This is a genomic window from Ectopseudomonas oleovorans (genome assembly GCF_003052605.1).
In the GTDB taxonomy this organism is placed as follows: domain Bacteria; phylum Pseudomonadota; class Gammaproteobacteria; order Pseudomonadales; family Pseudomonadaceae; genus Aquipseudomonas; species Aquipseudomonas oleovorans_A.
Map to the genome: position 1 here is coordinate 139,919 of NZ_QASO01000130.1, position 19,704 is coordinate 159,622.

The window sequence follows — 19,704 nt, forward strand, 5'->3', positions numbered from 1 at the left end:
CTCTCTCGATTGATTGGAGTGTCCACGCCATACGCCGGACATGAGCTCACGTTATAGGCGATTCCCGTTTCAATGAATGGAAGAGTTTGGATTAAAATATTCCATATTCTGGAATATGAAGGTGCCCCGACATGCTCAATCGCATGGAGATGATCCGCATCTTCTGCAGCGCGGCCGACTGCAGCAATTTCCGCGAGGCGGCGACTCGCCTGAGGATTTCTCCGCAGGCGGTGACACGTGCGATCAAGGCGCTGGAGGAAGAACTCGGCGAGATTCTGTTCCACCGCAACACCCGCCAGGTGCATATCACCGCCTTTGGCGCGGCCTACGCGCTGCGCGCCCGGCAGATGCTGGAAGACTTCGATGCGCTGTTTCGCGGCCATCGCGCCGAGGCCGAATCGGCCATCGCCGGGCGCATCGGCATCACCGCGCCGCAGGCCATTGGCAAGCGCTTTCTGGTGGCGTTCCTGCAGCCCTTGCTCAAGCAGCACCCACAGCTGGTGCTGAACCTGCGCCTGGAGGACGAGATCACCGACGCGGTGGAAGCGCAGATCGACATCGGCATCCGCGTCGGCTTCCTGCGTGACAGCCGCTACGTCGCCCGCGCCCTCGCACCCGTACCGTTGCAGGTGGTGGCCACACCGCAACTGATCGCCGCCAGTGGTGCGCCGCGTAACCTCGACGAGTTGCAGCAGCGGCCGCTGTCGGTGCTGATCGACCGCAAGAACGGCCGCCCCTGGCCGTGGACCTTCGCTCACGGCCCCAGCCTGCACCCGCCCACTCCAGCGCTGGTGTGTGACGATCCCGAAGCCGAGCTGGAAGCCGTGCTCGCCGGCCTGGCCTACGGCCAGTTGCCCGCCTACCTGGCGCAACCGTACCTGGAGAACGGCCGCCTGCAGGCGGTGCTGACCGAGCAGGCACCCGATCCCTGGCAGTTGTTCATCTACCGCCCGCAGCAAGGCCCGGTGCCGCCCAGGGTGCGCCTGGTGTTCGATCACCTGCGCGCCTGCTTTTCCAACCCGGCACAGTTTCCCCAGGGCTGAGGTCGCTCACGACAACGCCGCTGTCGCCTGCGAAGCACCCGCCCCGCCCATCGCTCCATAACCTGCCTGAAGCCGTCTAAATCAGGGATCAGGAGCGTTACATGAATGCCATCCACACGGGCCAGCAGGTCAGCCCGGCCACCTTGCACAAGGTGATCGCCGCCTCGGCCATCGGTAACTTCGTCGAGTGGTTCGACTTCGCCGTCTACGGTTTTCTCGCCGTGACCATCGCTTCGCTGTTCTTCCCGCCGGGCAACCCGACCCTGGCGCTGCTGCAGACCTTCGCCGTGTTTGCCGTGTCGTTCGCCCTGCGCCCACTGGGCGGCATCGTCTTCGGCATTCTCGGTGATCGGATCGGACGCAAGCGCGTGCTGTCGATCACCGTGCTGCTGATGGCCGGCGCCACCACGCTGATCGGCCTGCTGCCCACCTACGCCAGCATCGGCCTGTTCGCCCCGCTGCTGCTGGCGCTGGCGCGTTGCCTGCAAGGTTTCTCCGCCGGAGGCGAATACGCCGGTGCCTGCGCCTTCGTCATGGAGCATGCGCCCACCGAGCAGAAAGCCCGTTATGGCAGCTTCGTGCCGGTCTCGACCTTCATGGCATTCGCCTGCGCCGCCGGCCTGGTATTCGGCATGGGCTTGTGGCTGGACGAAGCGCAGATGCAGGCCTGGGGCTGGCGCGTGCCCTTCCTGATCGCTGCGCCGCTGGGTCTGGTCGGCTTGTACATGCGTCTGCGTCTGGACGAATCACCGGCCTTCCAGGCCCTGGCTGCGCAACCTCATCCCGAACATTCACCACTGCGCGAAACCTTGCGCGAGCACGGCGGCACCGTGCTCTGCCTGTCGGCGTTCATCTCCGCCACGGCGCTGTCGTTCTACATGTTCACCACTTACCTGACCACCTACATGCAGGTGGTCGGTGGCGCAGCACGGCCGGTGGCTTTGCTGGCCAGCCTGATCGCGCTGTTCTTCGCCGCCCTGCTGTGTCCCTTCGTCGGGCGCTATTCGGATCGCGTCGGGCGCCGCCGCACCATCCTGACTGCCGTGGTGGCGTTGATCGTCGCGGTGTATCCGGCCTTTACCCTGGCCGCCCCGTAGATCGTCTCGCGACAGACGTAGGCCTCTCTGAGGCTGGGAATGTTCATGCTGCGCAGCTTGCCGGCAATCTGCTCGGGAGACAAACGCTCACGCAGCATATGCGCCACCAACTCGAAGCGCTCACCACCCGGCAACAGCTTTCGCTTCGGTCGACACACCTGACGGCGGGCCTGCGTAATTAACGTCCAGCGTGCCCCTACGCCACCCGATCCTTACGCAACAAATAACTATCCATGATCCACCCATTGCGCTCCCGCGCCTCGGCGCGGGTGGTGACGATGCGCTCAGCCACCTCATCCAGCGGCCCGGCGATCAGGATTTCATCGGCAGTGCCGACATAGGCGCCCCAGTAGATATGCAGGCCCTGACCGACGAAGCGGCGGTAGGTGTCCTTGGCGTCGAGCATCACCGCCACGCTGTCCACGCCTTGCGGCCAGCCTTCGGCGAGCAGGCGGCCGGTGGTGATTTCCACGGCGCGGCCGATGCTGTTAAGCGGGATGCGATGCCGTGCGGTCAGCGCCTGCAGGCTGGTGATGCCGGGGATCACGTCATAAACGAAGTCGCTACGCCGTGCGGCGATGGCCTCGATGATGCGGATGCTGCTGTCGTATAGCGATGGGTCGCCCCAGACCATAAAGGCCGCCGTCTCGCCGTCGGCCATCTGCTCGTCGATCAGTTGCTCGAACACCGCCTGCTTGTCGCGGTTGAGTTCGTCGACGCTGGCGCGGTAGTCCGCTGCCTCGCGTTCGCGCTCCGGTTGCAGGCCTTCGGCGAAACGCGGCATGTGGCCTTCGAGGAAACGTGCGCAGATTTCCCGGCGTAGGGCGTTGAGCTTGTGCTTGGCCGCGCCCTTGTCCATCAGGAAGATCACGTCGCTGCGGCGCAGCGCCTTGATCGCCTGGTAGGTGATGTAGTCCGGGTCGCCGGCGCCGATGCCGACCAGCAGCAGGGTTTTCATGGGGTTCTCCAGGTGCGGCCTGACGCGCCGGGCGCCAGGTCGTCGATATGGTGGTAGTCGGCCTGTAGCGCCTGCGCCATCTGGCGGGCGCGACCCAGGCGGATGGGCGCACGTTCGGTATCGAGCAGCAGGGTTGGGCACGGCAGGGGCACCAGCGCTGGCAGATCACGCAGGCGGCCATCGGTCAGGATCAGCAGGCGCTGGCGTTCGTTCGGTTTCAGACGCTGACGGCGCAACAGCCAATCGCCGGCCTGTTGCAGGGCATCGAGCAGCGGCGTACCACCACCAGCGCCCAATTCGTGCAGCCAACGGTGCAGCTCGGCGCTGGCCTTGCGCCCCTGCCACAGCCATTGCGCTTCGCGGCCACCGGCCTGCAGCACGGCCAGGCGCGCGCGCTGGCGATAGGCGCTGTCGAACACCTCCGCTAGCACGCCCTTGGCCCGGCTTAGCGCACCATGGCGGCGGGTGGAGGCGGAGGCATCCACCAGCACCAGCCATAGCTCTTCGGCCTGCTGGCTGCGCGGGCGCAGAACCAGTTGTTCGCGGCGTTGCGGCCGGCCCTGGCGCAGAGTCGCCGCCCAGTCGATACGACCGGCCACGCCGCTACGTGCAGCACCATGCAGGCCGCCGCCGAGTCTTCCGGGCCGGTTGCGGGCATCCGCGCCAGTGGCTGTGCGCGGGCGGATGCTCAGGGCTTTTTTGGCCAGCGCGGCGGCACCCGCCGCTCGCCCATGGCCTGTGGCTGGGCCGGCAGTTCGCCCCACTGACCTTGGCCCTGACTCTGTTCCTGCGCCTGCTGCGGTGCCTGGCGCTGCTCCGGCGGCGTGGTAGCCGGCGGCTGTTGCTGGCGACGACGGTGGCGCAGAACGAAGTCCTCCACCGCATCGATATCCACAGGCTCGATGCCCGCCGCGCCACGCCAGGCCGCATGGGCACGGGCGGCGCGCAGCCAGACCAGGTCGGCACGCAGGCCATCGACGCCGGCAGCGAAGCAGCGCTGGCTGATCTCGCCCAGCGCCGCATCATCCAGCGGGATATCGGCCAGGCGCTGGCGGGCATTCTGGCAACGGGCCGCGAGGGCAGCCTGCTCGGTTTGCCAGCGCTGCAGGAAGGCAGCAGGGTCGGCATCGAAGGCCAGGCGGCGACGGACAATCTCGGCACGTTCGGTCGGTTGCGGCTGACCCTCGAGGGCCAAGTTGAGGCCGAAGCGGTCGAGCAGTTGCGGGCGCAGCTCGCCCTCCTCGGCATTCATGGTGCCGATCAGCACGAAGCGCGCGGCATGCCGATGGGAGATGCCGTCACGCTCGACATGGTTGACCCCACTGGCGGCGGCATCGAGCAGCAGATCGACCAGATGATCCGGCAGCAGGTTGACCTCATCGACATACAACACGCCACCGTCAGCACGGGCCAGCAGGCCGGGAGAGAACTGCGCACGGCCTTCGCCCAGCGCCGCGTCCAGATCCAGGGTGCCGACGATGCGCTCCTCGCTGGCGCCCAGCGGCAGAGTGACGAAGCGCCCGCCGTCCAGCAGGTCGGCCAGGCCACGGGCCAGTGTGGACTTGGCCATGCCGCGCGGGCCCTCGATCAGCACCCCACCGATGGCCGGGTCGATGGCCGCCAGGCACAGCGCCAGCTTCAGCGAATCGGCGCCGACCACGGCGGCGAGGGGGAAGTGATGTTCGGTCATGGCTGTGATCCGTGGAGGTGAAGGGTCGCACCAGGCTGTTGTGGGAGGGGCTTTAGCCGCGAGCCTGTCGCCGCTAAAGCGCCTCCCACAAGGGGCACGCTGCACCCGTAGGGTGGGTTAGCGGCGCAGAACGCCGGCCTTGTATCTGCAGAAAAACTCGGCGCGCCGCGTAACCCACCAGGCGATATACCGTGTGGCGCCAATGGTGGGTTACGCCGCACCCGCTTCAGCGAGTTGGCCAGCAACCATGACAGGCGGCTAACCCACCCTACAGGAAAGTGTCGCTTCATGATTCCTCGCTATCGAGCAGCAGGTTCTCCAGCGCTTCGCGGTAGTCGCCGGGATTCTCCCACAGGCCGCGCTGCTGGGCTTCCAGCAGGCGTTCGAGGATATCGTTGAGCGCGCCGGGGTTGTGCTGCTGGATAAAGTCGCGGGTACCTTTGTCGAGCAGGTAGGCATCGGTGAGCAGTGCGTACTGGTGGTCATCGACCAGCTCGCTGGTGGCGTCGAAGGCGAACAGGTAGTCGATGGTCGCGGCCAGCTCGAAGGCGCCCTTGTAGCCGTGGCGCTTCATGCCCTCGATCCATTTGGGGTTGGCGGCGCGGGCACGCACCACGCGATTGAGTTCTTCCTTGAGGCTACGAATGCGCGGCGTGTCCGGCTGGCTGTTGTCGCCGAAGTAGCTGGCCACCTTGAGCCCGCGCAGGGTTTCCACCGCCGCCAGCATGCCGCCCTGGAACTGGTAGTAGTCGTTGGAATCGAGGATGTCGTGCTCGCGGTTGTCCTGGTTGTGCAGCACCGCCTGCATCTGCTCCAGGCGCTCGACGAAGCGCTGCCGTGCGGGCGCGCCCTCGGCGCCGCTACCGTAGGCGTAGCCGCCCCAGTTCAGGTAGACCTCGGCCAAATCCGCGCGGCTCTGCCACAGGCGCTCCTCGATGGCGTTCTGCACCCCAGCGCCATAGGCCCCCGGTTTGGCGCCGAACACCCGCCAGCCGGCCTGACGCCGCGCTTCGGCTTCATCCAGGCCGCCATCCTTGAGCGCCAGCGATTCGCGCCAGACCCGCGCCGACAGCGGGTTCATGTCTTCCGGTTCGTCCAGCTCGATCACTGCCTGCACGGCCTCGTCGAACAGGCGAATCAGGTTGCTGAAGGCATCGCGGAAGAAGCCGGATACGCGCAGGGTGACGTCCACCCGTGGCCGACTCAACTGCTCCAGCGGCAACACCTCGAAGCGCTCGACGCGCTGGCTGCCCGGCTGCCACACCGGGCGCACGCCCATCAGCGCCAGGGCCTGGGCGATATCGTCGCCGCCGGTACGCATGGTCGCCGTGCCCCATACCGACAGGCCGAGTTGGCGCAGGTGATCGCCTTCGTCCTGTAGATGGCGCTCCAGCAGGCGATCCGCCGCCTGCACGCCGAGGCGCCAGGCGGTGGGCGTGGGCAGGTGGCGCACGTCGACGGTGAAAAAGTTGCGCCCTGTGGGCAGCACATCGAGGCGCCCGCGACTGGGTGCGCCGCTCGGCCCGGCGGGCACGAAACGCCCCTCCAACGCCGCCAGCAGGCCGCCCATCTCGGCGTCGCCGCAGGCATCGAGCAGCGGTGCGATATGCTCGGCCAAGCCGTCGAGGATCAACGCCACCTCGGCGCCAAAAGCGTCGATACGCTCGCCCGCCAGGCGCTGCTCGATCAATCTCAATGCCAGCAGCTCCAGGCGCTCGCGGGTATCACCCACGGTGCGCCACAGGCTGTTATCCACAGCCTGCAACGCCTGTGGACGCAGCCCCTCCCAGGGCTGACCCATATCGCAATCCAGCGGATCGAGGCCCAGTTCCAGGCCACGGGCCAGCGCACGTAGCAGGCTGGCATTGGCACCCTGGCCATCGCCACGGGGGATGCGCAGCAGCGCCAGCAGGGTGTCACGGCGCAGTTGCCCGGCGGGTGACTCGCCAAATACGTGCAGGCCATCGCGGATCTGCGATTCCTTGAGGTCGCACAGGTAGGCGTCGAGCTGCGGCAACCAACTGTCATCGTCATCATTGAGTTGCAGGCCCAGCTCGCGGTCGAGGCTGGCCTCGCGCACCTTGGCCAGAATCTCGCCACGCAGCTCCATGGCGCGGCGCTGGTCGAGCTGGCTGGCCTCGAAATACTCGTCAGCCAGGCGCTCCAGATCGCGCAGCGGGCCATAGCTCTCGGCGCGGGTCAGCGGCGGCATCAGGTGGTCGATGATCACTGCCTGGGTGCGACGCTTGGCCTGCGCGCCCTCGCCCGGATCGTTGACGATAAACGGGTAGACGTTGGGCAGCGGGCCGATCAGCGCCTGCGGCCAGCAGCCCTCGGACAGGCCAACGCTCTTGCCCGGCAGCCATTCCAGATTGCCGTGCTTGCCGACGTGGATCAGCGCATCGGCGGCGAACGCCGTGCGCAGCCAGGCGTAGAAGGCGATATAGCCGTGCGGCGGCACCAGATCGGGGTCGTGGTAGACCGCCGCCGGATCGAGCTGATAACCGCGTGCCGGCTGGATGCCGACGAAGGTCAGGCCGAAACGCAGGCCAGCAACCATCATCCGCCCGCTGCGGAACATCGGATCGTCCTGCGGCTCGCCCCAGCGCTCGCGCACGGCTTGTTGATTCTGTTCAGGCAGGCTGTGGAAAAACCCCAGATAGTCATCCAGCGCCAGGCTCTGTGCACAGGGCCGGGTATCCAGACCATCGAGGTCGTTGGTCACGCCACCGAGCAGGCTGTGGACAAGTTCGGTGCCGCTGTCCGGCAGGTTATCCACTGGATAGCCCTGCTGTTGCAGCGCCTGCAGGATATTCAGCGCGGCGGCGGGCGTATCCAGGCCGACACCGTTGCCGATGCGCCCATCGCGGGTCGGGTAGTTGGCCAGAATCAAGCCGATTCGCTTCTGATCGTTGCTTTTGATCGCCAACTGACACCATTTACCTGCCAGTTCAGCGACATAAGCCATGCCCGACTCATGCGCCTGGTAGCACACCACGTCGCTCTGGCTGCGCTCGCTACGCCAGGCCAGCCCCTTGAAGCTGATGGCGGTGCCGATCAGCCGGCCATCCAGCTCGGGCAACACCACATGCATGGCCAGGTCACGCGAGCCCAGGCCCTGAGTGCTGGCCTGCCACTGCGCGTGGTTGTCCAGCGAGCAGATGGCCTGCAGTACCGGGATATCGCGGCGGAAGACCCGCGCCTGCGGCGCCTCGGGGTTGGATAGGGCGAAGCCGGTGGTGTTGATGATCAGCGCGGCGTCGGTGTCATCCAGCCAGGCCTGCACCTGATCCAGGCAGGCAGGTTCCTTGAGGCTGGCCACAGCAATGGGTAGCGGGTTAAGGCCCTGGCCGAACAGGTGCTGGCAGAAGGTATCGACGAAGACGGTGTTCGCCGACTGCACATGGTTGCGGTAGAACAGCAGCGCCACCACGGGCGCGTCCGGTTGCCACTGCGCCTGCCAGGCGGCCAGCGTGGCCAGGCTACGCTGCGGGTGATAAAGACCGACACGCGGCAGCGGCTGCGGCTCCTGCCAAGTGTCGTCACGCCCTAGCCAGCGGCTGCCGATGCAGCGGAACAGCTGGCGGGCATTGTCCAGCCCACCCTGGCGCAGGTACTGCCACAGGCGCTGGCTGTCTTGCTCGGCGACGTTGCCGAGCGCACTCAGCTCCGGGTCGGGCTTGTCGTCACCCGGCACCATGATCACCGTGGCGCCGCGCGCACCCAGCTCAACCAGCCGCTCGACGCCGTAGCGCCAGTAGCTCACGCCGCCATGCACCGAGATCAGGATGACCTTGGCATGCTGCAGCACCTGCTCGACGTAATAATCCACCGAGGCGTTGTTGCTCAGTTGCGCCGGGCTGGCCAGACGCAGACTGGGGTAGTCGTCCGGCAGTTGCCGGGCGGCTTCGGCTAACAGGGAAAGGTGCGAATCACCCGTGCACAGGATCACCAGATCGGCAGGCGTCTGGCCGAGGTCGGCGATGCTGTCTGCCGGCAGTTGAGCGCCGGGTTGGGTGCGCAGTAAGTGCATCTACGAATCCAAGTACATCGCCCGCAAGCGGGCTCCTACAGGGTGTGTAGGAGCCCGCTTGCGGGCGATCATTATCAAGCCAGCGCCGCCTTCAGCTCGGCTTCGATAGCCGCGCGGTCGAGCTGCTGGCCGATCACCACCAGGCGGCTCAGGCGCGGCTCGTCGGCCTGCCAGGCGCGGTCGAAGTGGCGGTCGAAACGCTGGCCAACGCCCTGCACCAGCAGACGCATGGGTTTGCCAGGGATGGCAGCGAAGCCTTTCACACGCAGGATGCCGTACTTGGCCACAGCGTCCTTCAACGCAGCCAGCAGGCGCGCCTCCTCTGTTTCCGGTAGTTCCACGTGGAACGAGTCGAATTCCTCATGATCGTGGTCTTCGTCTTCATCGTCATGGTGGGTGCGACGGCTGTCGATATGCAGCTCGGTTTCGCTGTTCAGGCCGAGTAGCACGTCCAGCGGCAGTTCGCCGCCGTGCGCCTCGATCACCTTGACTGCCGGCGGCAGCTCTTCGGCCACCTCGGCGCGCACGGCGGCCAGTGCCTCGGCGTCGAGCAGATCGGCCTTGTTGAGGATCACCAGGTCGGCGCTGGCCAACTGGTCGGCGAACAGCTCGTGCAGCGGCGATTCGTGGTCGAGGTTGGGGTCGAGCTTGCGCTGCTCGTCCACCTGATCGGGGAAGGCGGCGAAGGTGCCGGCGAGCACCGCCGGGCTGTCGACCACAGTGATCACCGCGTCGACCGTGCAGGCGTTGCGGATTTCCGGCCAGTTGAAGGCCTGCACCAAAGGCTTGGGCAGCGCCAGGCCACTGGTCTCGATGAGGATATGGTCAAGATCGCCACGGCGCGCCACCAGCTCGCGCATCACCGGGAAGAATTCTTCCTGCACGGTGCAGCACAGGCAGCCGTTGGCCAGTTCGAAAACACGGCCATTGGCCTCCTCCTCGCTGCAGCCGATGGAGCATTGCTTGAGGATTTCGCCATCGATGCCCAGCTCGCCGAACTCGTTGACGATCACCGCGATACGGCGGCCGCCGGCATTGGCCAGCAGGTGACGCAGCAGAGTGGTTTTGCCGGCACCGAGAAAACCGGTGACGATGGTGACAGGCAGTTTGGCGAGGGTTTTCATGGCGGGCCCCGTGGCGTCGGTAAGTTCGGCGGACGGGTACGCGCAGGCGAGCACGCAAGGGCGTGCTGGCCGCGTCGGATCACCCCGTCCGAGCAAGTGGCTAGTCAGTCGAGGCAGGTCTCCTGGCTCACGGTCGCGCATCGCGTGCCCTTCACCTTCCCGCCTAAGGCAGTGGTGTATTGAAGGGTTTAAGACCGTTTACAGTTGCGGGGGCAGCCAGGGCATCACCCTGTTCCCTCTTAGCTCCCCAGCGGTTAGCCGGGAAGAACCTCGAAAGCGAGAAGGCTACGCAGGCCGCAGCGGCCGGTCAATCACGGTTGACCGCTGGCAGGTGCCATGATGAGCTACGCCACCGCTAAGCCCGAATACCACTCATGTTGCCGACCACCTCCGATCATCCTTCTGCCTCATCGATACAGGTCGTCGCCGGGCTGGGATGTCGACGTGGCTGCAGCCAGGACGAGCTGCTCGACCAGCTTATCCACAGCCTGGCTCGGCATGAGCTGACGGTGGACAACCTCGCCGGCCTGGCCAGCATCGCCCACAAGCGCAACGAAGCCAGCCTGCATGGCCTGGCCGAGCACCTGGCCCTGGAGTTGGTGTTCTTCGCACCCGAGCAACTGAGCACCTATCAAGCCATGACCACCGGCAGTGCATTGACTCAAGCAGCCACAGGCAGTCCCGCCGTAGCGGAGCCTTGTGCCCTGGCATTGGCAGCGCGCCTGGGCACATCGCCCTGCCTGCTCGGAGAGAAAACCCGCAGCGCCAGCGCCACCTGTGCGCTAGCCACCTTCGATAGAGAACCTGCATGACCGTCTACTTTATCGGTGCCGGCCCCGGCGATCCTGAACTGATCACCGTCAAGGGCCAGCGACTTATCCACAGCTGCCCGGTGATTCTCTATGCCGGCTCGCTGGTGCCCGAAGCCGTGCTGCAAGGTCACAGCGCCGAGCAGGTAGTCAACACCGCCGAGCTGCACCTGGGCGAGATCATCACGCTGCTACGCCAGGCCCATGAACGCGGCCTGGACGTGGCCCGCGTGCACTCGGGCGACCCGTCGCTATACGGCGCCATTGGCGAACAGATTCGCGAGCTGCGGGCGCTCGGCATCCCCTTCGAGATCATTCCCGGGGTCACTGCCACCGCTGCCTGTGCGGCGTTGCTGGAATCCGAGCTGACCCTACCCGGCATTGCTCAGACGGTGATCCTCACCCGCTACGGCACCTCCTCGCCGATGCCCGAGGGCGAGCAACTACACGACCTGGCGCGACACCGCGCAACCCTGGCCATCCACCTCGGCGTGCGCCATCTACCGGCCATCGTCGAAGAACTACTGCCGCACTATGGCGCCGACTGCCCCATCGCGATTATCCACAGAGCGAGTTGGCCGGATCAGGACTGGGTGCTGGGCACACTGAGCGATATCGAAGAAAGGGTCGCCGCCAAGGACTTCCGCCGCACGGCGCTGATCCTGGTCGGCCGCGTGCTCAATCCAGGCGCCTTCGCGGAATCTGCGCTGTATGACGCAGCGCATCGGCACCTCTACCGCCCCGGCAGTGCCTGAACCCTGGCGATAAACCGTACAAAGCGCTGAAAGCCTTTCCGCGTGAGGCCTTCAGAGCTTTATCAACAGGATAGGAAGCGACTTATCCAATCAAGCTGTGGATAGTGGGCAAGCTGGCGAGCACTTTCTGTACAACTGACTGTAGAGCCCTATTTTCAACGGCTTCAGCCAACTGTCACGAGGATATCCACAGCTTGATCCACGCCAACTGTGAGCAACTGCTCAGAGCTGTACTTCCACCCGTTTGATACCCAAGCCACGCAGCTCAACCATCAACGCATCCAGACTGGTAAAGGTCTGCACCTGCTCGGCAGCGTCCACCAGAAAGAAGCTGCGCCCCGCATCCTTGTTGAAGAACACGATCCATTCGCTGGTATTGCCCGGGTTGACCATGACCTGGGTGTGGAACACCACGCCATCGGCCAACCTGGTGGCTTACAAATAATTCTGACAATTTCAGAACTATAAATCGGGGGCTGAGGTCGATTAGAGTCAGCTTTCAAATAATAATATTTCGACAATCAACGTGTAGAGAACTGACTAGAACAACGATTTTTGCCAAAATATTTTGACAATTTCACCGTACATACAACGTGCATGCTGTGGAGCCCAAGATTGCTGCTGCAACTTAGGCTTTGGCATCACACTGCTGCAACTCTACAGCACATAAAACCTTTGCCGCGCCTCACTCCGTTGACCTGCAGACCCTGCTCAAGAGGCGCGTAGGAACAACAAGACACTGCCTCCACGGAGCAGCGCCTCGTCGAACCGCCATCTCCACGGTGCTAGAGCACCTTGTTCATGCTTGCCACTGAGGTGAAAAAGCGGAAAAGGCATGAGATATTTGGTCTATCCAGATCCCAGGAGCGCGATTTTTCGCAGCCAGCGATGTAAGGCTCGCGCTATCGAGGCGTTAGCCGGTCATTACTCCGTAGCGCCAATGTGCCGGCCGTTGCGAATATCGCGCGGCGGTTTTTTGCAACGATCTCAATAAGCCAACGTACATGCCGCGCTGGTGATGGCCGTCGCATGCCCGCAGCCACGATCGGAGATGCCGCTGTACTCGGATTGCGGCAGGGAGCTGTTGGGATAATGCGGCGATAGAGAGCTTTTTCAGCTCGTTTAACGCCGAACTGGTGTACCTGACTCGCTATGAAGCGAAAACCGACCTGCTCGACTACATCCGCTTATACAATCACCCTCGGCGCCACTCGACGCTGGGCTACCTTAGTCCGATCAAGGTTTGAGCGGCCAAACGCGAGCAGTAGCTCTCAACTATCTGTCCGCCAACCCCGGGACAGACCTGCCTAGTTGCTTTCAGCTTCTAGTGTGTCGTTGGGCGAAGCCTGCAACACTCCTAACAAGTTTTTCAGATAAGAGGGAGCATGATGTTTCAAATCCATCGGATGCGGGCTCTGACGCTAGTGTTCGCCAACGCCAAGAGTTCACCGCAATGATCCCTCAACGTTCCAATATGACCTGGAACCTGCTGCTGCTAACCTGGCTGTTCGCACTGGTATCGACCCTGTCCGCGCTGTTCATTGGTGAGGTAATGGGCCAAGCACCCTGCGTGTTGTGCTGGTTCCAGCGTGCCTTTATGTTTCCGCTGGCGGTGATTCTGGCCATCGCCTGCTACCGCTCGGATTTTACAGTCTGGCGTTATGCCCTACCGCTGACCACTATCGGTGCGGCACTGGCATTTGTTCACACGCTGCTCTATGCAGGGCTGATTCCACAGCCGATCCAGCCCTGCACGGCCACCGGTCCATCCTGCTCAGGCGCCGGAATGACCCTCTTCGGCGTGGTGCCCCTGCCGGCACTCGCCTTGTTCGCTTTTATCCTTATCGCCATCCTGCTCATTATCATCCGTCGGAGAACCACCCCATGAATCGCCGTTCCGTGGTCCTGATCGTCAGTGTCGTGATCCTGGCCGTCTTTGCTGCCGCCGCATTCTTCTATTCCCCCTCGCAGTCGCCTCAACAGGCCCAGGCTCCCGGTTCGACCGCCCAAGAGACCGGGACACAACCCAAACAGAACGGCGGCCAATTGGTTCGCTTCCACTCACCAGTGTTCGGTCCGGCGCAGGCTCCAGTGACCATCGTCGAATTCTTCGATCCTTCATGCGAGGCATGCCGCGCCTTCCATCCCTATGTGAAGCAGATCCTCGCCGAGAACCCGGAAGATGTACGTCTAGTGCTGCGCTATGTACTGTTTCATCAGGGTTCGGAAGAAGTGGCGCGGATGCTGGAGGCGGCGCGTAAGCAAAATCTCCATGAAAAAGTGCTGGAGGCTGTGCTGGAGGCCCAACCCGGTTGGCACGACGACCCCAAGGTAACGCAGGCATGGGCTGCTGCAGAGCGCGTCGGTTTGAACTTGGAACAGGCCCGCCAGGACATGCATACGCCTGGCGTCAACGCCGTGCTGGAAACGGACATGCAGGACGTTAAGGCCGTTGGGGTTCGTGGCACGCCGACTTTTTTTGTCAATGGTCGTGCGCTCAGCGAGTTTGGCCCGGAGCCGCTGCGCCAATTGGTGAACAGCGAAGTGGCCAAGGCACGGGAATGACACTATGAGCGCGCTGGAAAATCGCGTGCCACCGCTGCTCGTGGCAGGCCTGATCGCTGTGCTGATGGGTTTGTCGGGAACCAAATTGCCGGGTTTCGAACTGGCATGGACCGCGCGCCTGACCTTCGCTTTGCCGGTACTGCTCCTGGGGCTCGGCGTGTGCCTCGCCGGCGTCCTGTCGTTTCGCCGCGCGCGTACAACGGTTAAACCATTGCAGCCGCAGCAGGCTTCGGCATTAGTGGAGGCTGGCATCTACCGGTACAGCCGCAACCCCATGTACTTAGGCTTTGCCATTATCCTGGCGGCTTGGGCGCTGGTCTTGGCTTCGCCTCTAACCCTGCTTGGCGTGGTTGCTTTCGTGCTGTACATGAACCGTTTCCAGATCACACCCGAAGAGTGGGCGCTGGAAGCACTGTTCGGCGAATCATTCGCCCGCTACCGTGCACGAGTCCGCCGCTGGCTCTGAGCGTCGGCGGCGGTAGCGACTGGCGGGGCTTACTCGTCGCGGCAGCCTGCTGAAGGTGCCACGACCTAGCCTGATCTCCTCGTGGCGAGCTACTTTGGCCACATGCCGTTAGCATTTCTAAGGTCAAGGGCATAGCGCCAACGAGTGCCGCACGCGAATTCGCTCCGTTGATATCGAGTTAACTGTCAAGTGACAGCGGTAAAAGCAAAGCAGGCTTATGCTTCGCTGCGATGATTTTCGGCCTGCCTGGTGTCGATACAAACACTGCCGTCTAGCTCCATTTCAAGTGTCGAGTGGCTGACTTTGAATTGCTCATGGAGTACTCGTTTTAAATCGGTCTTCACTCGTTCGATATCAGGCAGACTAGCCTTCTTTATGACAACGTGGGCTTCCAATGCAATTGTATGTTCCGCGATTTCCCAAACATGTACGTGGTGAACGCTCTCAACATCGTCTACTTGCTCCATGACGTTGATTATATCGGCGATGGAAACCCCTTCTGGTGCGCCTTCCATCAACAAGTGAATGGTTTTAGGCAGCATGCTAAAGCCCTGCCAGAGCACGTAACCAGCAATCATCAGCGTCAGTACAGTATCCGCCCAGTACCACCCATAAAGAAGTATCAATGTCCCGGCGATAACCACTCCAACGGAGGCCAGTGCATCCGACACATTGTGCAAAAATGCCGCCTTTATGTTCATGCTGTCCTTAGACATCGAGTATGTGAGAAAGGCAGTGACGATATCTACAACCAAGGCTACTCCTGCGACCACGACCACCGTCCAACCTTCAATGGGCTGCGGGGAAAACAACCGGCCTATGGCCTCATAGATAAGATAGAGGCCGACGATAATCAGCGTGACCAAGTTGATCAAAGCCGCTATGGTTTCACTGCGCCGGTAGCCAAAGGTTTTAAAAGCATCTGGCGGCCTGCGACCGATTTTACGTGCGATCAGCGCAATAACCAGTGATGCGGCATCGCTCAAATTATGTAGTGCGTCTGCTATGAGCGATAAGCTACCAGAAAGTATTCCGCCGACTATTTGCGCCAGTGTTAATGCTGTATTGACGCCAATAGCAGCGATTAGACGCTTATCGCCTATGGCTTCAGTATTATGGTTATGTTCGTGAACCATTGATTTATAACCGCCTATTAAAAAACCAGTATTAGACTAATGGCTAGCAAGCCAAACAGCTGCCCATCAACAAATAGAAAATAATAGCCATTTATATCGTCTTGCACGGAAACAGCTTCCAAACCATTGACAGGAATCCGACCACCACCGCCCGCGTTCGTGCGTCATTCCCTACAAACTGCCGATAACAGGCCGACCCTTGTCATGATCTGAATATGACAGATCTGTAATCTTTCGATCATTCTGTGGGCCCAAGCTGCACTGCCGAACATCGCATTACATTTCAATAATGTAATGTTTGGCTCACACTGCCGTTATCTTCAGTCACGCAAAATTCATTCGAACCTGTAGAGCTCACAGGAAAAGCTCAACAAACCACTTTGAATTTGGCGAGGACTGTCTATGAATCTGTTGAAAGCTGTTGTTGTTGGATCTGTAATCTTCGGCTCCGCATTGTCTTATGCGGGAGATGGCTACGATCGTTCAATGAAATTCAATGAAAAATTCCGTGCAGATCAAAAAAGAATTCACGGATCCGAGGCTGCTGAAAAAAAATTAGACGCTCTAGAAGCTAAGAGTACGCGACCAGATCAGAGCAATATGCAAATCAAGAAATAAACTAAAACTGACTAACCGCTTCATTCCGAACAATCTCCGCCTCCGATAGCTTCAGAATACCGTTGGTAAAGTTGTATTTCAAGCGCCTTTCGAGGCGCTTTTTTTGCTTCCAGATAACGTGTCCGCCAGTCGTTACCAGAGCATTGGGACCATAAATCCTCAGTGAACCATTCTAAGCTTCGATTCGAAGTTCATAAAAAGGCCAGGCATCAAGCCTGGCCTTTTTATGCGAGAACCAATATCAGCTCGCTTCCTCATCCTCTTCGTTACGTCTCACGCGGCCTTGCAGGACCGTGTAATAGAGCGCAGGCAATACCAGCAACGTCAGTGCCGTCGAGGAGAGGATGCCGCCAATGACTACGGTTGCTAGAGGCCGCTGGACTTCCGCACCGGTCCCTGTGGCCAACGCCATCGGGACGAAGCCGAGCGACGCCACCAACGCTGTCATCAGGACTGGGCGCAATCGCACCAGTGCGCCCTCACGCACAGCCTCGGATAAAGGCCGGCCTTCCTCTAGCAATCCTTTAATGAAAGCAATCATCACCAGTCCGTTGAGTACTGCCACACCCGACAACGCGATGAACCCGACGCCAGCGGAAATTGAGAGGGGAATGTCCCGGAGCCAGAGTGCAAGAATTCCCCCAGTAAGCGCGAACGGAATGCCAGTGAAGACGACCAGCCCATCGCGCAGTGTGTTGAACATCATGAACAGCAGCACGAAGACCAGCAGTAAGGCGACTGGGACGACCAGCTGCAGGCGCTTGGCGGCAGCCTGCAGCTGCTCGAACTGCCCACCCCACGTCGTCCAGTAACCGGGCGGTACCGGGTTTCGTTCAGCGATTGCTGCAGACGCATCTTGGACGAAACTGCCAATGTCACGCCCTCGAACGTTGGCGCTTACCACCACCAGACGCTTGCCATCCTCACGGCTGATCTGATTCGGGCCCAGCACGAATTCCAGCGTGGCAACCTCAGCCAGCGGGATAAAGTCGATTCGGTCGTTGGCAGCACCCGCTACCGCTGGCACCGGAATCGGCAGGCGAGCCAGCACATCCGGATCGGCACGCAGCGTATCGGAAAGACGAACAACGATGTCGAAACGACGGTCACCCTCAAAAAAGGTTCCGGCTTCCCGTCCGCCAATCGCGGCGGCGACGGTATCCTGCACATCGCCGATGTTGAGCCCGAAGCGTGCCGCCTTGTCACGATCCACATTGACGCTCAGCAATGGGAGGCCCGTCGTCTGCTCCACTTTAACTTCGGAAGCGCCTGGTACGTCTTGCAATATCGCCGCGATGTCATCAGCTGTTTTGTTGAGAACATCCATATCGTCCCCGAACACCTTAACGGCCACATCGCTGCGAACTCCGGAAATTAGCTCGTTAAAGCGTAACTGGATCGGCTGAGACATCTCATAGTTGCTGCCCGGCACAGATGCGGCCGCCTTTTGGATGTCCTCAATGAGCTGCTCGCGGGATTTGTCCGGATCTGGCCATTCTTCCTTGGGCTTGAGCATCACATAGCTGTCCGAAATATTCGGCGGCATCGGGTCAGCCGCGATCTCGGCGGTGCCGGTTCGGGCAAATGTACGCTTGACCTCCGGGACCTGCTCGGCAATTGCCTTTTCCAGCCGCTGCTGCATATCCACGGATTGGGAGAGGCTGGTCCCTGGAACGCGCAGAGCTTGAAGCGCAAAATCACCCTCGCTAAGGCTCGGAATGAACTCGCTACCCATTCGCATCACCAGCAGGGCAGACAGCAGCACGCTAGCGACGGCGCCACTGAATACCAATGTGCGATGACGCATGACCCAGTCGAGCACGGGCGCATAGCCATTGCGCGCCGCGCGCATCAGGCGGTTGTCCTTCTCTTGCACCTTACCGGTGACAAAAAGCGCAACAGCAGCGGGCACGAAGGTGACCGATAGAATCATGGCACCCAACAGTGCGATTACCACGGTGAATGCCATGGGGTGGAACATCTTCCCCTCGACACCAGTGAGCGCAAAGATGGGCAGGTAGACCACCATGATGATCAGCTGGCCGTAGATGAGCGGACGCCGTGCCTCCTTGGCCGCCGCGAATACTTCGTGGAAACGCTCGCTACGGGTCAGAATCCTGCCATGTTTTTCCTGCGCGTGGGCAAGCCGGCGGATGGCGTTTTCGACGATGACCACCGCACCGTCGACGATGATGCCGAAGTCGAGAGCCCCTAGGCTCATGAGGTTGGCACTGACTTTGTTGGTGGCCATGCCGGTGAAGGTGAACAGCATGGACAACGGGATGACCATTGCTGTGATCAGGGCTGCACGCAGGTTGCCGAGGAAGAGAAACAGCACGGCGATAACCAGGATCGCGCCTTCGATCAGGTTCTTGCGAACCGTGGCGATTGCCTTGTCTACGAGGTCGGTCCGGTCATAGACCGTTATCGCGCTTACGCCTTTTGGCAGGTTCTGGTTGATAATCTCCAAGCGCTGCGCGACGGCCTGCGACACGCTACGGCTATTTTCTCCTACCAGCATGAACGCGGTCCCAAGGACCACCTCGCGTCCATTGTCGGTGGCTGCCCCTGAACGCAGCTCACGACCGATCCCCACTTCGGCAATATCGCGAACCCGCACGGGCGCGCCGCCTGCGTTGCTCAGGACGATATTGCCAATGTCCGCGGGGGAGCCGAGCTGGCCAGGTGTGCGGATCGACAACTGTTCGCCGTTACGCTCAATGAAGCCGGCGCCGACGTTGGCATTGTTGCGCTCAAGCGCAACGACGAGCTGTTCCAGAGTGATTCGGTAAGCGGCCATGCGCTTCGGATCGGGCGCTACCTGATACTCTTTGGCGAAGCCACCGATCGTGTTGATCTCGGCAACGCCTCGAACGTTTCGCAGCTGCGGCTTGATGATCCAGTCCTGGATTTCACGCAGGTCGGTCGGCGTGTAGGGCTGACCATCAGGACGGCGCGCCTCGGGCTCGGCCTCGACCGTCCAGAGGAAGATTTCCCCCAGGCCGGTGGAGATGGGACCGAGAGTGACCTCCACGCCCTGCGGAAGCTCGTTGCTCGCGGCCTGCAGCCGTTCACTCACCAATTGCCGGGCGAAATAGAGATCGGTGCCATCATCAAAGATTACGGTGATCTGAGCGAACCCGGAGCGCGATAATGAACGTGTCTGGCGCAGGTGGGGCAAGCCGGCCATCGCCGTCTCGATGGGGAAGGTAACGCGTTGCTCGGTTTCAAGCGGCGACGCGCCTGGGACTGCGGCGTTAATTTGAACCTGTACATTGGTGATGTCGGGCACAGCGTCGATAGGTAAGCGCTGATAGCTATAAACCCCGACGCCCGCCATGCCCAAGACCGCCAGCAGCACTAGCCAGCGCTGCTCGATGGCGAAGCGAAGAATACGTTCGAACATGAGT

The 19,704-nt window shown here is 61.8% G+C and carries 15 protein-coding genes, 3 pseudogenes and 1 riboswitch; of the genes and pseudogenes, 9 read left to right on the forward strand and 9 right to left on the reverse strand.

The annotated features are described in order from the left end of the window. The first annotated feature begins 131 nt into the window (after positions 1–131). Positions 132–1,043, forward strand: coding sequence for a LysR family transcriptional regulator (locus tag DBO86_RS23895; protein WP_104729420.1), 912 nt, complete (start codon positions 132–134; stop codon positions 1,041–1,043). Positions 1,044–1,144: 101 nt separating this feature from the next. Further along, positions 1,145–2,134 (forward strand): annotated as a pseudogene (locus DBO86_RS23900) (MFS transporter); the annotation flags it as partial. On the opposite strand, the pseudogene DBO86_RS23905 reads toward DBO86_RS23900, so the two are convergent. The 6 genes and pseudogenes from DBO86_RS23905 to cobW form a co-directional block, all read right to left on the reverse strand. Next, a pseudogene (locus tag DBO86_RS23905) lies at positions 2,131–2,313 on the reverse strand (IS30 family transposase); the annotation flags it as partial. The pseudogenes DBO86_RS23900 and DBO86_RS23905 sit on opposite strands and share 4 nt — an antisense overlap. Positions 2,314–2,336: 23 nt before the next feature. Beyond that, on the reverse strand, positions 2,337–3,098 hold the full coding sequence (cobF, locus tag DBO86_RS23910; protein ID WP_108235058.1) for a precorrin-6A synthase (deacetylating): 762 nt from the start codon (positions 3,096–3,098) through the stop codon (positions 2,337–2,339). Beyond that, the gene (locus DBO86_RS23915; RefSeq protein ID WP_244185613.1) at positions 3,095–3,805 is read right to left on the reverse strand and encodes a vWA domain-containing protein; all 711 of its coding nucleotides are present in this window, start codon (positions 3,803–3,805) and stop codon (positions 3,095–3,097) included. Before DBO86_RS23915 ends, cobF begins: the two co-directional genes overlap by 4 nt. Next, on the reverse strand, positions 3,787–4,788 hold the full coding sequence (locus tag DBO86_RS23920) for a magnesium chelatase ATPase subunit I (protein WP_108235060.1): 1,002 nt from the start codon (positions 4,786–4,788) through the stop codon (positions 3,787–3,789). The genes DBO86_RS23915 and DBO86_RS23920 overlap by 19 nt, the downstream gene beginning before the upstream one ends. Before the next feature lie 286 nt (positions 4,789–5,074). Beyond that, entirely contained in the window at positions 5,075–8,821 is a 3,747-nt protein-coding gene (cobN, locus tag DBO86_RS23925) for a cobaltochelatase subunit CobN (RefSeq protein WP_108235061.1), read from the reverse strand. A 74-nt stretch (positions 8,822–8,895) separates the two neighbouring features. Further along, a complete protein-coding gene (gene cobW / locus DBO86_RS23930) occupies positions 8,896–9,945 on the reverse strand; it encodes a cobalamin biosynthesis protein CobW (RefSeq protein ID WP_003464886.1) in 1,050 nt (349 codons plus the stop codon). Positions 9,946–10,040: 95 nt separating this feature from the next. Further along, a riboswitch (cobalamin riboswitch) is annotated at positions 10,041–10,233 on the reverse strand. Positions 10,234–10,319: 86 nt separating this feature from the next. Here cobW and DBO86_RS23935 point away from each other — a divergent pair. Next, positions 10,320–10,757, forward strand: a complete 438-nt coding sequence (locus tag DBO86_RS23935; RefSeq protein WP_108235062.1) for a cobalamin biosynthesis protein — start codon at positions 10,320–10,322, stop codon at positions 10,755–10,757. After that, positions 10,754–11,509 (forward strand): precorrin-4 C(11)-methyltransferase, encoded by a 756-nt coding sequence (gene cobM / locus DBO86_RS23940; RefSeq protein WP_084342193.1) that lies wholly within the window; start codon positions 10,754–10,756, stop codon positions 11,507–11,509. Before DBO86_RS23935 ends, cobM begins: the two co-directional genes overlap by 4 nt. Before the next feature lie 222 nt (positions 11,510–11,731). Here the strand turns inward: cobM and DBO86_RS23945 are convergent, their stop codons facing one another. Further along, the gene (locus tag DBO86_RS23945; RefSeq protein WP_128579033.1) at positions 11,732–11,920 is read right to left on the reverse strand and encodes a hypothetical protein; all 189 of its coding nucleotides are present in this window, start codon (positions 11,918–11,920) and stop codon (positions 11,732–11,734) included. Positions 11,921–12,567: 647 nt separating this feature from the next. Here DBO86_RS23945 and DBO86_RS23950 point away from each other — a divergent pair. The 4 genes and pseudogenes from DBO86_RS23950 to DBO86_RS23965 form a co-directional block, all read left to right on the forward strand. Continuing rightward, positions 12,568–12,756 (forward strand): annotated as a pseudogene (locus DBO86_RS23950) (integrase core domain-containing protein); the annotation flags it as partial. A 206-nt stretch (positions 12,757–12,962) separates the two neighbouring features. Continuing rightward, positions 12,963–13,397 (forward strand): disulfide bond formation protein B, encoded by a 435-nt coding sequence (locus DBO86_RS23955; protein ID WP_177326207.1) that lies wholly within the window; start codon positions 12,963–12,965, stop codon positions 13,395–13,397. Beyond that, positions 13,394–14,074, forward strand: a complete 681-nt coding sequence (locus DBO86_RS23960) for a DsbA family protein (RefSeq protein WP_108235065.1) — start codon at positions 13,394–13,396, stop codon at positions 14,072–14,074. The genes DBO86_RS23955 and DBO86_RS23960 overlap by 4 nt, the downstream gene beginning before the upstream one ends. A 4-nt stretch (positions 14,075–14,078) precedes the next feature. Beyond that, complete coding sequence (locus tag DBO86_RS23965) at positions 14,079–14,540, forward strand: methyltransferase family protein (protein ID WP_108235066.1); 462 nt, start codon at positions 14,079–14,081, stop codon at positions 14,538–14,540. Positions 14,541–14,755: 215 nt separating this feature from the next. Here the strand turns inward: DBO86_RS23965 and DBO86_RS23970 are convergent, their stop codons facing one another. Then, entirely contained in the window at positions 14,756–15,676 is a 921-nt protein-coding gene (locus DBO86_RS23970) for a cation diffusion facilitator family transporter (protein WP_108235067.1), read from the reverse strand. A 402-nt stretch (positions 15,677–16,078) separates the two neighbouring features. On the opposite strand from DBO86_RS23970, the gene DBO86_RS23975 reads away from it, so the two are divergent. Then, positions 16,079–16,294 (forward strand): hypothetical protein, encoded by a 216-nt coding sequence (locus tag DBO86_RS23975; protein ID WP_108235068.1) that lies wholly within the window; start codon positions 16,079–16,081, stop codon positions 16,292–16,294. Positions 16,295–16,535: 241 nt separating this feature from the next. On the opposite strand, the gene DBO86_RS23980 is transcribed toward DBO86_RS23975, so the two are convergent. Further along, positions 16,536–19,700 carry a CusA/CzcA family heavy metal efflux RND transporter gene (locus DBO86_RS23980; protein ID WP_108235069.1) on the reverse strand — a complete coding sequence of 1,055 codons (3,165 nt, stop codon included), beginning with the start codon at positions 19,698–19,700 and terminating at the stop codon, positions 16,536–16,538. Positions 19,701–19,704: the final 4 nt, after the last annotated feature.

What these genes read in the sequence shown, in the direction of transcription:
- DBO86_RS23980 (WP_108235069.1), bottom strand. Translation starts at nt 19,700, where the DNA reads ATGTTCGAACGTATTCTTCGCTTCGCCATCGAGCAGCGCTGGCTAGTG.
- DBO86_RS23895 (WP_104729420.1), top strand. Translation starts at nt 132, where the DNA reads ATGCTCAATCGCATGGAGATGATCCGCATCTTCTGCAGCGCGGCCGAC.
- DBO86_RS23965 (WP_108235066.1), top strand. Translation starts at nt 14,079, where the DNA reads ATGAGCGCGCTGGAAAATCGCGTGCCACCGCTGCTCGTGGCAGGCCTG.
- DBO86_RS23935 (WP_108235062.1), top strand. Translation starts at nt 10,320, where the DNA reads ATGTTGCCGACCACCTCCGATCATCCTTCTGCCTCATCGATACAGGTC.
- DBO86_RS23975 (WP_108235068.1), top strand. Translation starts at nt 16,079, where the DNA reads ATGAATCTGTTGAAAGCTGTTGTTGTTGGATCTGTAATCTTCGGCTCC.
- DBO86_RS23955 (WP_177326207.1), top strand. Translation starts at nt 12,963, where the DNA reads ATGATCCCTCAACGTTCCAATATGACCTGGAACCTGCTGCTGCTAACC.
- DBO86_RS23960 (WP_108235065.1), top strand. Translation starts at nt 13,394, where the DNA reads ATGAATCGCCGTTCCGTGGTCCTGATCGTCAGTGTCGTGATCCTGGCC.
- cobM (WP_084342193.1), top strand. Translation starts at nt 10,754, where the DNA reads ATGACCGTCTACTTTATCGGTGCCGGCCCCGGCGATCCTGAACTGATC.
- cobN (WP_108235061.1), bottom strand. Translation starts at nt 8,821, where the DNA reads ATGCACTTACTGCGCACCCAACCCGGCGCTCAACTGCCGGCAGACAGC.
- cobW (WP_003464886.1), bottom strand. Translation starts at nt 9,945, where the DNA reads ATGAAAACCCTCGCCAAACTGCCTGTCACCATCGTCACCGGTTTTCTC.
- DBO86_RS23920 (WP_108235060.1), bottom strand. Translation starts at nt 4,788, where the DNA reads ATGACCGAACATCACTTCCCCCTCGCCGCCGTGGTCGGCGCCGATTCG.
- DBO86_RS23970 (WP_108235067.1), bottom strand. Translation starts at nt 15,676, where the DNA reads ATGGTTCACGAACATAACCATAATACTGAAGCCATAGGCGATAAGCGT.
- cobF (WP_108235058.1), bottom strand. Translation starts at nt 3,098, where the DNA reads ATGAAAACCCTGCTGCTGGTCGGCATCGGCGCCGGCGACCCGGACTAC.